This is a genomic window from Nocardia sp. NPDC004722, from assembly GCF_053601505.1.
Genome location: NZ_JBSGBY010000261.1, coordinates 1 through 11144, shown reverse-complemented (window position 1 = coordinate 11144; position 11144 = coordinate 1). Strand labels below are relative to the sequence as shown.

General features: G+C 68.5%; 11 protein-coding genes. 8 read left to right on the top strand and 3 right to left on the bottom strand.

The window, feature by feature from the left end:
* A partial coding sequence (locus ACWELQ_RS24155; protein ID WP_452399322.1) for a M48 family metallopeptidase occupies positions 1-1126 on the bottom strand: 1126 nt, incomplete at its 3' end.
* A gap of 91 nt (positions 1127-1217) precedes the next feature.
* On the opposite strand from ACWELQ_RS24155, the gene ACWELQ_RS24150 reads away from it, so the two are divergent.
* The 5 genes from ACWELQ_RS24150 (at position 1218) to ACWELQ_RS24130 (ending at position 5280) form a co-directional block, all read left to right on the top strand.
* A complete protein-coding gene (locus ACWELQ_RS24150) occupies positions 1218-1307 on the top strand; it encodes an Ms4533A family Cys-rich leader peptide (protein ID WP_324192512.1) in 90 nt (29 codons plus the stop codon).
* Positions 1308-1503: 196 nt separating this feature from the next.
* Entirely contained in the window at positions 1504-2541 is a 1038-nt protein-coding gene (locus ACWELQ_RS24145) for a sulfate ABC transporter substrate-binding protein (RefSeq protein ID WP_452399321.1), read from the top strand.
* Between the two features lie 35 nt (positions 2542-2576).
* Positions 2577-3479 carry a sulfate ABC transporter permease subunit CysT gene (cysT, locus tag ACWELQ_RS24140; RefSeq protein ID WP_452399320.1) on the top strand — a complete coding sequence of 301 codons (903 nt, stop codon included), beginning with the start codon at positions 2577-2579 and terminating at the stop codon, positions 3477-3479.
* Positions 3479-4288, top strand: coding sequence for a sulfate ABC transporter permease subunit CysW (gene cysW, locus ACWELQ_RS24135; protein WP_452399319.1), 810 nt, complete (start codon positions 3479-3481; stop codon positions 4286-4288). Before cysT ends, cysW begins: the two co-directional genes overlap by 1 nt.
* Entirely contained in the window at positions 4285-5280 is a 996-nt protein-coding gene (locus ACWELQ_RS24130; protein WP_452399318.1) for a sulfate/molybdate ABC transporter ATP-binding protein, read from the top strand. Before cysW ends, ACWELQ_RS24130 begins: the two co-directional genes overlap by 4 nt.
* Before the next feature lie 5 nt (positions 5281-5285).
* On the opposite strand, the gene ACWELQ_RS24125 is transcribed toward ACWELQ_RS24130, so the two are convergent.
* A complete protein-coding gene (locus ACWELQ_RS24125) occupies positions 5286-5897 on the bottom strand; it encodes a TetR/AcrR family transcriptional regulator (protein ID WP_452399317.1) in 612 nt (203 codons plus the stop codon).
* A gap of 79 nt (positions 5898-5976) precedes the next feature.
* Here ACWELQ_RS24125 and ACWELQ_RS24120 point away from each other — a divergent pair, with 79 nt between their 5' ends.
* The 3 genes from ACWELQ_RS24120 to ACWELQ_RS24110 all read left to right on the top strand — a co-directional run bounded on the left by ACWELQ_RS24120 (position 5977) and on the right by ACWELQ_RS24110 (position 9515).
* Positions 5977-6993 carry a GlxA family transcriptional regulator gene (locus ACWELQ_RS24120; RefSeq protein ID WP_452399316.1) on the top strand — a complete coding sequence of 339 codons (1017 nt, stop codon included), beginning with the start codon at positions 5977-5979 and terminating at the stop codon, positions 6991-6993.
* 118 nt (positions 6994-7111) lie between these two features.
* Positions 7112-7837, top strand: coding sequence for an alpha/beta fold hydrolase (locus ACWELQ_RS24115; RefSeq protein WP_452399315.1), 726 nt, complete (start codon positions 7112-7114; stop codon positions 7835-7837).
* Positions 7838-7952: 115 nt separating this feature from the next.
* Positions 7953-9515, top strand: a complete 1563-nt coding sequence (locus ACWELQ_RS24110) for a flavin-containing monooxygenase (protein ID WP_452399314.1) — start codon at positions 7953-7955, stop codon at positions 9513-9515.
* A gap of 57 nt (positions 9516-9572) precedes the next feature.
* Here ACWELQ_RS24110 and ACWELQ_RS24105 read toward each other — a convergent pair.
* The coding region (locus ACWELQ_RS24105; RefSeq protein WP_452399313.1) for an acyl-CoA carboxylase subunit beta at positions 9573-11144 on the bottom strand (1572 nt) is incomplete at its 5' end.

Here is an 11144-nt window from a genome sequence, read left to right as displayed (position 1 = left end):
CAGATATCCCGAAGTGGTAGTCGGATCCATCCCCATCAGTACTTCCAAATCCCGCTGCCACCGCGCCGACCGCGCCAGCACCAGCCCCGCCCCCACCTCGGATTCGCTTGCCCAGCTTGGAAAGCGTCTCGCTGACTTCCTGACCCACCGTGCCGATCGTCTCGCCGACATCCCGGCCGAGGTTGCGCACGGTGCGGATCAGGGGGTCCTCGGACTGTTCGAAGTTCTCCCGGTACGCCCGCGCAGCGTGTTTGATCTCCTCGCTGATGCGGGCGTCCTTGTCCTGATCGCGGCGCGGGTACTGCCCGTCGAGGATCCGGTCGTAGTCGCCGCTGGCGATCCAGCGCCGCAGTTCCGCCGCCCGCAGCACCGAGAACGGGTGCGTCTGCAGTTCCAGGTTCAGCAGTTTGAGCACGCCGTCGCGCAGATCGCCCGCGCGGTCGTAGTCGTCGGCCTGGGCCAGGAAGGCGGCGTGGCTCATCTCGTCCACCCGTGACCCGCCCGCCAGCTTCATGTGCACCCGCACCGACGCCTCGACGTCCTGCCCGACCAGCAGCCCGGCCCGGTCGCCCGAGAGCTCGGACTTGCGGCTCCATTCCAGCAGGGCGGCCACGATGGCCCGTAAAGCCCAGCCGCCCACTGGCATCCAGCCGATGCTGCCCGCCAGCCGCATCAGGTGCATGAGCATGGTCCGGTACACCGCGTGCCCGGAGAGCGCGTGGCCGAGTTCGTGGCCGACGGTGAAACGCAGTTCCTCGGGGTCCAGCAGATCCAGCAGCCCGGTGGTCAGCACGATGAAGGGCCGGTCCATGCCGATGGTGAAGGCATTGGCGCTCGGATGCTGCAGGACGAACATCTCCGGCGTGCGCTGTGCGTCCAGGATCTTGACGGCGTCCTCGCGCAGCTGATGGATGTTCTTGAACTGCCGCTCGTCCACCCGGACCGCGGTCGCCAGGTACATGAGCCGATGCTGGCGCTCCTGCAACAACCCCGACAGCGTGCGCAACAGCGTGTCGAATCCGCTGAGCTGCCGCAGCCCGACCAGGGCGGTGCGATCGGCGGGATGCTCCCAGGCACGGGTGGAGATGCCGGGGAACTCCCGGCGCAGACGAGCAGGTGTGGACATTTGTTTCCCCCAAGGATCTCAGGACAACCGGATTTCCCGGAAAATTCCGGTGATTCGCGGCGTAACGGGTCGCTCTGCTACAGTCTGCCCCGTGTCATCGAGTGTTGTGCCCCAGGTCCGCCATGAATTGGCGTTGATTGCTGTGGGCTGCCTCGTGGTCGCCGACATTCACTGTCGTTGATTGCCGACCGGGCACTGCTGCACACCGTCTGAGTAGACTGGCGCGCACACCTTTTCGCAGTTCGTGTTCGTCCCCCCGGCGGCCCTCGGGCCACAGCGCCACCGTCGCGTGATTCGCGTGACGGGTCTACGGCAGTACGCAGCTTCCCGCCGGTCGACGTGACCACCGGCGGGGTTCCCCGGAAAGGTCCACGCCGATGTCCCGCAATATTCGTCTCTCCCGCCGATCTACCTTCGCCGTCGCTCTCACCGCGGTCGCGGCCACCGTGCTCACCGCGTGCAGCGGCGGCTCGAGCGACACCAAGGACAGCGGCCCGGCCGCCAGCGGTGGCGGCACCGTCAACCTCTACGCCTACTCGGTGGCCAAGGCCGCCTACGACAAGGTGACCCCGGTCTTCAACAAGACCGACGCCGGTAAGGGCGTGCAGTTCCAGGCGTCCTACGGTCCCTCCGGCGATCAGTCCCGCAAGGTCAAGGACGGCGCGGACGCCGACTTCGTGAGCTTCTCCGTCGAGCCCGACGTCACCCGCCTGGTGGATTCCGGTCAGGTCGACGCGAGCTGGAACGCGGACGCCAACAAGGGTGTTCCGTTCGGTTCGGTGGTGGTCATCGCGGTCCGCAAGGGCAACCCGAAGGCCATCAAGAACTGGGACGACCTGCTCAAGCCGGGCATCGAGGTGGTCACCCCCAACCCGTTCAGCTCGGGATCGGCCAAGTGGAACCTGCTGGCCCCCTACGCCGCCAAGAGCGAGGGCGGCAAGAACCCGCAGGCCGGTCTGGACTACCTGAGCCAGCTGCTGGGCCACGTGCACGTGCAGCCGAAGTCGGGCCGCGAGGCCACCGACACCTTCCTGCAGGGCACCGGCGACGTGCTGATCAGCTACGAGAACGAGGCCATCTTCTCCGAGACGAAGGGTGACCCGATCGAGCACATCGTGCCCGACACCACCTTCCGCATCGACAACCCGGTCGCGGTGCTCAAGAACGCCAAGAACCTGAAGCAGGCCACCGCTTTCCGGGACTTCCTCTACACCACCGACGCGCAGAAGGCGTTCGCGGAGGCCGGTTTCCGACCGGTCGACCCGAAGGTGGCCACGGACCACGCCAAGGACTTCCCGACCCCGGCCAAGCTGTACACCATCGCCGATCTGGGCGGCTGGAAGACCGTCGACAAGGATCTGTTCACCCCGAACACCGGTTCGGTGGCGCAGATCTACGACAAGGCCACCAAGTAGTCGGGTGACCTGCGACACAAGCGATACTCGAAACCGTGAGTGACAGCAGTTCGAGCGCCGGGACCGATCGTGGTCCCGGCGTTTCGGTAGACGACAACCCGCCGCGACCGCCGGGCCGGGGCGGATTCCGGTCCTGGCTGAAGGTGAGCGGGTCGGTCGGTCCGCTCGGCATCGGCACCTCCGTGCTGTGGCTCAGCATCATCGTGCTGCTGCCGCTGGCCGCGCTGACCGTCAAGTCCTTCGACAACGGCTGGTCCGGGTTCTGGGACGCGGTCACCGCGCCCGCCGCGCTGGACGCCCTGAAGGTGACCGTCCTCGTGTCGGTCATCGTGACGGTGATCAACGTGGTGATGGGCACGCTCATCGCCTGGGTGCTGGTGCGGGACGAGTTCCCGGGCAAGGGTTTCGTGAACGGTCTCATCGACCTGCCGTTCGCGCTGCCCACCATCGTGGCCAGCATCGTGCTGCTCGCCCTCTACGGGCCGCAGTCGCCGTTCGACATCCATCTCAACGCCACCCAGCCGGGTCTGGTGGTGGCGCTGGCGTTCGTGACGTTGCCGTTCGTGGTGCGTTCGGTGCAGCCGGTGCTCATCGAGGCCGACCGGGATGTGGAGCAGGCGGCCGCGTCGCTGGGCGCGGACAACTGGACCACCTTCCGGACCATCGTGCTGCCGACGCTGGCGCCGGCCATCGTGAGCGGTTCGGGGCTGGCGTTCGCGCGTGCCATCGGCGAGTACGGGTCGGTGGTGCTCATCGGCGGCGGCATCCCGAAGAAGACGCAGATGGCCTCGCAGTACATCCAGCAGCAGATCGAGGTGGACCGTCCGGTGAACGCGGCCGCGGTCTCGGTGGCGCTGCTGGCGATCTCGCTGGTCACCCTGTTCGTTCTTCGGGTCACGGCGGATCGCCTGGCGCGCAAGGAACGGGAGGCGGCCTGATGAAACTCGGTATCTGGGCGAAGCTTTCGCTGCGCACGGTCGCGCTGGCCTATCTGTTCGTGCTGTTGCTGGTGCCGCTGGGCATCATCCTGTGGCGCACCTTCGAGAACGGTATCGGCGCGTTCGTCGATTCGGTCTCGACCCCTGCGGCCGTGTCGGCGTTCAATCTGACGCTCACCATCGTGGCCATCACGGTGCCGGTGAACGTGATCTTCGGTGTGATCATCGCGCTGGCGCTGGTGCGCGGGCGCTTCCCCGGCCGCAATCTGCTGCAGGCCGTGGTGGATCTGCCGATGGCGACTTCGCCGGTGGTGGTGGGTGTTTCGCTGATCCTGCTGTGGGGTGCGAACGGCTGGTTCGGCGGGCTGGAGAGCCACGGGTTGAAGATCATCTTCAATCTGCCGGGCATGATCATCGCGACCATCTTCGTGACGCTGCCGTTCGTGGTGCGCGAGGTGGAGCCGGTGCTGCACGAGATCGGCGACGATCAGGAGCAGGCCGCGGCCACGCTGGGCGCGTCGGGCTGGCAGACGTTCTGGCGCATCACGCTTCCGGCGATCCGCTGGGGCCTGACCTACGGCATCGTGCTGACCGTCGCCCGCGCGCTGGGCGAATTCGGCGCGGTGATCATGGTGTCCACCGGTCTGCCCGGTAAGTCGCAGACGCTCACCCTGCTGGTGAACGGGCGTTACGTCAACGACCACAACACCTTCGGCGCGTACTGCGCGGCGACCCTGCTGATGGGCATCGCCCTCGTTGTTCTTCTGCTCATGACCCTCCTAGAACGCAAGCGGGGCACTGCCAAATGATCACCGTGACCAATGCGAACAAGCGCTACGGCACCTTCGCCGCGTTGAACGACGTGAGCATCGACATCCCCTCCGGCGAGCTGACCGCGCTGCTGGGCCCGTCGGGTTCGGGCAAGTCGACGCTGCTGCGGTCGATCGCGGGGCTCGAGAACCTGGACAACGGGGTCGTCACCATCGCGGGCAAGGACGTCACCAATGTGTCGCCGCAGAAGCGCGACATCGGTTTCGTGTTCCAGCATTACGCGGCGTTCAAGCACATGACCGTGCGCGACAATGTGGCCTTCGGGCTCAAGATCCGCAAGCGGCCCAAGGCCGAGATCAAGAAGAAGGTCGACGACCTCCTGGAGATCGTCGGCCTGGATGGCTTCCAGCATCGCTATCCGGCACAGCTGTCCGGTGGTCAGCGGCAGCGCATGGCCTTGGCCCGCGCGCTCGCGGTGGACCCGCAGGTGCTGCTGCTCGACGAGCCGTTCGGCGCGCTGGACGCGAAAGTCCGTGCGGACCTGCGCACCTGGCTGCGGCGACTGCACGAGGAAGTCCACGTCACCACCGTCCTGGTCACCCACGACCAGGAGGAGGCCCTGGATGTGGCCGACCGGATCGCGGTCATGAACAAGGGCCGCATCGAGCAGGTCGGCAGTCCCGAGGACGTGTACGACCGGCCCGCCAACGAATTCGTCATGTCGTTCCTGGGTGCGGTGGCCAAGCTCAACGGACACCTGGTGCGGCCGCACGATATTCGCGTCGGCCGCGATCCCAGCATGGCGCTGGCCGCGCACGAGGGCACCGCGCAGTCCGCGGGCGTCACCCGGGCCACCGTCGAGCGGGTGGTGCACCTCGGCTTCGAGGTGCGCGTGGAGTTGCGTAACGCGGCCACCGGCGACCTGTTCACCGCGCAGGTGACCCGCGGCGACGCCGAGGCCCTGCACCTGGCCGACGGCGAGACCGTCTACGCCCGTGCCACCCGGATTCCGGAACTCCCTATCGCATAGCGGGATCAGGCCGCCGTCAGGTCCGCCCAGGCCGGCGGCAGCATGGCGATGGACGCCTCGGCTATCCGGCCGAGGCGTTCGGCGTCTATTCCCAAGCGGCTCAACTGGATCAGGCCCTGGGTGGTGACGACGACGCCCGCGCTCAGGGCCGACAGCTCGGCCTCGTCGACCGGCCCGGCCGCGCCCATGGCGGCCCGGAGCCGTTGCGCCACACCGTCTTCCATGGTGGCGGTGGTGCGCGCCGCGATGGTGGCGACCTCGGGAACCCGGCCCGTGAGATGTCCGATGCTATTGATCATGAGGCAGCCGCGGCGGTCGGGGTGGGCGGCGCAGTCCTCGATCACGGCCCGGCACAGGGCGCGCATCGCGGCGCGGGCCGAGCCCGGCGTGGATTCGACCGTCTCGCAGACGAAGCGGGCGCGCGCCGCGCAATAGCGTTCGAACGCCGCCAGGAACAGGCCGCGTTTGTTGCCGTAGGCGGCGTAGATGCTGCCGTTGCCGACGCCGGTCGCGCGGGACACGTCCTCGACCGAGGTGGTGTCGAAGCCCCGGGACCAGAACAGCTCGATCGCCGCATCGAGCAAGCCCGATTCGTCGAACTGTCGTGGCCTTCCCATGCCGTCACCGTACCAATTCAGCTGCGACGTACTTCACGTCCCTTGATTATGGAGGCGCGGCTCCAGAATACTGGTGGACATGTCCTCAAACCAATCCGCATCGTGCCGCCGCCGGGTCGGCATCCTCGTCTTCGACGGGGTCAAGATGTTCGACTTCGCCGGCCCCGCCGAGGTGTTCGTCGAAGCCAATCAGTGCGCGGACGGGTACGAGGTGGTGCTGGTCTCGCCCGACGGCGTGGACGTGCAGACCTCGATCGGGGCGCGCATGGCCGTCGGCGCGGCCGCCACCGACGACATCCGATACGACACCGTCGTGATCCCCGGCAGCGAACTGCCGCCCTCGCGCTTCGTGACGCCCGAGGTGCTGGCGGCGGCCTGCCGGTTGTCCTCGCAGACCCGGCGATTGGCCTCGGTGTGCAGCGGGGCCTTCGTCCTGTCGGCGCTGGGACTGCTCGACGGCCGCCGCGCCACCACGCACTGGAAGTTCGCCGCGGATCTGGCCCGGCGCTTTCCGGCGATCGCGGTCGAGCCGGACGCCATCTTCGTGCGGGACGGCAATATCTACAGCTCGGCCGGTGTCGCGGCGGGCGTGGATCTGGCGCTGGCGCTGGTCGAGGAGGATCACGGGGCCGACATCGCGCGCCGGGTGGCGCAATTGATGGTGGTGCCGATGCAGCGTTCGGGCGGCCAGTCGCAGTTCTCGGCCTCGCTGAGCGGGCCGCTGCCGCGAAGCCCCTTGGTGCGCAAGGTGGTCGACGCCATCTGCGCCGATCCCGCCGCACCGCATACGGTCCAGTCGCTGGCCGCCGCGGCCCGGGTCAGCGTCCGGCATCTGACGCGCTTGTTCCGCGCCGAACTCCAGCATTCGCCTGCCGAGTACGTGGCCTACATCCGATTCGGTGTCGCCCGCGATTTGCTGCATGCGGGCAGCAGTGTCACCGAGGCGGCCATCGCGGCCGGTTACGGTAACAGCGAAGCCCTGCGCCGGGCGTTCGTCGCGCGCCTGGGCGTCTCGCCGCGAAAGTACCAACAACGTTTCCGCTCTACGGGTTTGATGACCGCACCCGAGACGATGATGGCGGCCGCCGTGTCCTGATCGGTGGCAATCTCGGCCGGTAACGAGGGGCGCGGAAGGGTTCGCTCGACCGAAACTGTGTGAGTCACAGCAGCATCCGCCTTGGCGCCCCCTTTTCACCGAGATCAAGGAGCATTTCATGAGCAACGGCAAGCCGACCGTCGTGCTGGTGCACGGCGCGTTCGCCGATTCCTCCAGCTGGAACGGCGTCATCGAACGACTGCTGGAGCAGGGGCACACCGTGATCGCGGCGGCCAATCCGCTGCGCGGCCTCGACGCGGACGCCGCCTACGTCGCCTCCGTGCTCGACACCGTCGAGGGGCCGGTCGTGCTGGCGGGGCACTCCTACGGTGGCAGCGTCATCACGGTTGCGGCGCAGGGGAAGTCGAATGTCGCCGCGCTGGTGTACATCGCCGCGTTCATTCCCGATATCGGCGAGAGCGCGCTGCAGTTGACCGACAAGTTCCCGGGCTCCACCCTCGGACCGACCACCCGCCCCGCGGTCTACCCGCTGCCCGACGGCGGTCAGGGCACCGAACTCGTCATCCGCGCCGAGGAATTCCCGGGGCAGTTCGCCGCCGATGTGCCCGCCGCCGCCGCGGAACTGATGGCCCGCACCCAGCGTCCCGTCGCACTGGCCGCGCTGGAGCAGCCGGCCGCGGCCGCCGCCTGGCGGACGGTTCCCGCCTACGCCCTGCTGACCAGCGCGGACAAGAACATTCCGGTCGAGGCGCAGCGGTTCATGGCCGAGCGGGCCGGGGCGCGCAGCGTCGAGATCGACGCCTCGCACGCGGTCGCGGTGTCGGTTCCCGGTGCGGTTGCGGATCTCATTCTCGCGGCGGTGAACTCCGCCGCGCCCGAATGATCACGACACTCCCGAGTTCGTGATACCTCGCGAGTCGCTCGAACGCGTACCGCGCGGCTTCTCCCTGCCGTAGCGTGTGGCCCGAAACGTGCAGGTCCAGAGGGGATAATCGGACGTGGCGAGTACGGGTGGCACACGCGTCGGGATCATCGGCGCGGGCATTGCGGGGCTGGTGACCGCGAAGGTGATGCGGGACGACGGATTCGAGGTCGTCGTCTTCGACAAGGAGGACGCGGCGGGCGGCGTCTGGGTCGAGGCGCGCACGTATCCGGGGTTGCGCACCAACAACTCCCGCGACACCTACGCCTACTCCGAGCATCCGTACCCGGAATCGGCCGACGTGTTCCCGACCGCGCCGCAGGTGCGCGACTATCTCGCCTCCTACGTGGAGCGCTTCGGGCTGGCGTCGCTGCTGCGGCTGTCCACCGAGGTGATCCGGGTGTCGGAGATCGAGGACGGCTTCGAGGTGAAGGTGTGCGGCCCCGACGGGGTCGAGGATCTGCGCTTCGACTTCGTGGTGGTGTGCGCGGGCGTGTTCTCCACGCCGCAGGTCCCGGTCATCGAGGGCGGCAACGAGTTCGGGGGGTTGCTGCTGCATTCCAGCCGGACCACCGATCCCGCACTGGTCACCGGCAAACGGGTGATCGTGGTCGGGGCCGGGAAGTCCGCGCTGGACTGCGCGGCCTGGGCGGGGGAGCACGCGCGCGAGTGCACCCTGGTGTTCCGCAAGCCGTATCCGATGCTGCCGCGCTTCCTGCCCGGCGGCACGCCCGCGGATCGAATCGTGTTGAATCGCTTCGCCGAATCGTTCTTCCGCTATCACCGGCAGAACCGGATCGAACGGTTCCTGCACGGTCCGGGCCAGGGGATCACCGAGCGGTACTGGCGGGGAGTGTCGGCGTTCATCCGGCTGGCGCTGCGCTGTCCCAAGGCCATGGTTCCCGACGCGCCGCTGCCCGCCGGGATCGAGAATCTCGGCATCAGCGACGAGTTCTTCCGTATGGCGCGGCGCGGCCGGATCGCCCTGCGGCGCGACACCATCGCCGCGTTCCCCGGCGGTACCGCGGTCGAGCTGGCCGGGGGCGGGCGGCTCGACGCCGATCTCGTCGTCTTCGCCACCGGCTGGCGGCAGGAACTGGAATTCCTCGCGCCCGAACTGGAGAAGGTCGTCCGCGAGGACGGCCGCTTCCGGCTCTACCGCCACATCCTGCCGCCGACGCTGCCGCGCCTGGGCTTCATCGGCTACGGCTCCTCCGACGCCTGCCAGCTCACCGCGGAAGTCTCCGCGCACTGGCTGTCCCAGCATTTCCTGGGCGAGCTGGTGTTGCCGAAGGTCGACGACATGCACAGCGAGATAACGCGTGTCGGCCGCTGGCTGACCGAGGCCATGCCCGCCCGCCCCGAGGGCTACTACCTCGGTCCCCATCTCACCCACCACATCGACGAGTTGATGCGCGACATGGGCCTCCCCACCCGCCGCACCGACAACTTCGTCTCCGAATACTTCGACACCCTGCTCCCCGGCCGCTACGCCGACCTCACCGAGGAGCGACTGCGCTTGCGCACCAACGGGTCGCGCCGCCGCCGCTACCTCAGCGCCGGACGTTCCCTGGGCGGTGTCGCGGCGCTCACGGTGGGCTACGCGCTCTACCGCCGCCTGCGCGGCCGCTCTAGCTGACCGCCGCTCCGACCGGCCGCGGGATGCCCCGGGACCGCGTGTCGGAGGGGTGGCTGTTCAGCGCAGCGTGCGGAGCCAGCGCCTGGTGTCGGCGGGGTCGATGACGTCGTCGAGTTCGAGAACCGTTGCCGCCGTGAGGGCTTTACCGGCGTCGTAGGCGGCCTTGACGAGCGCGTCGAAGGCGGCTTGCCGCTGGACCGGGTCCTCCAAGGCCGCGAGTTCCTTCGCGAAGCCCAGGCGGACCGCGCCTTCCAGACCCATGCCGCCGATTTCGCCGGTGGGCCAGGCGATCACGAAGCGGGGTGCGCGGAAGGAGCCCGCGGCCATGGCCTGTGCGCCCAGGCCGTAGCCCTTGCGGAGGATGACGGTGCCGAAGGGGACCTCGAGGGCGGCGGCGTCGATGAACAGGCGGCTGAACTTGGTGACGGTGGCGTGCTCCTCGGCCTCGGGGCCGACCATGAAACCCGGTGTGTCGCACAGGGAGACGATGGGGAGGCGGTGTTCGCCGCAGAGCCGCAGGAACGCGCTCAGCTTGTCGGCGGCGGGTGCGTCGATCGCGCCGCCCAGATGATGGCAGTCATTGGCGATGAGCCCGAACGGGCGGCCCTCCACCCGCACCAGCGCGGTCACCACGCCCACACCCCAGTCGCGGCGCAACTCCAGCACCGACCCGACATCCACGATGGATTCGATGGCGGCGCGGATATCGTAGGCGCGCAACCGGTTCTCGGGCACCACGTGCCGGGACAGGCGCGGATCCGGGGCCTCCCACTCCTCGAGTGCCCCTTGAAAATACGAGAGGTAGCGGCTGGCGACCGCCACCGCCTCGGCTTCGTCGGCGGCGACCACGTGGATGACCCCGTTGCGGCGCTGCACTTCCACCGGGCCGATGTCCTCGGGCTTGTACACCCCGAGCCCGCCGCCCTCGATCATGGCCGGGCCACCCATGCCGATATTGGCGTCCGGGGTGGCGATCACGACATCGCAGATGCCCAGCAGGGCCGCGTTTCCGGCGAAGCAGCGCCCGGACACGATGCCGATCAACGGCACCTTGCCCGAGAGCGCGCCCATGGCGCGGAAGGTGGTGACATCGAGTCCGGAGATGCCGCCGTGATCGGTGTCGCCGGGGCGTCCGCCGCCGCCCTCAGTGAAGAACACCAGTGGAAGTCGTTGCTCGCGAGCCAGTTCCAGCATGCGGTCGGTCTTGACGTGATTGCGCATGCCCTGGGTGCCCGCCAGCACCATGTAGTCGTAGGACATGACCATCGCCCGCGACCGGTTCGGGCCGAAGCGGTCGGCGTTGATGGTCGCGACCCCGGCGATCAGGCCGTCCGCGGGGGTGTTCGCGATCAGGTCCTCGAGGCTGCGGCGGCTGCGTTGGGCGGCGACCGCCAGTGCGCCGTATTCGACGAAGCTGCCGTCGTCGACCAGGTCGGTGATGTTCTCGCGGGCCGTACGGCGACCGAGTCGATGCCGTTTGGCGACGGCCGTGGCACGCTCGGCGTCCAGCGTCGTCGCGTGCCGGGCCCGTACCTCGGCGAGGTCGCCGCGCACCGAATCCAGGTCCACCGCACTCGATTCCGTGGCCGGGCCCTCGTGATCGGCCGCCGCCCAGGTCAGCAGAACGGT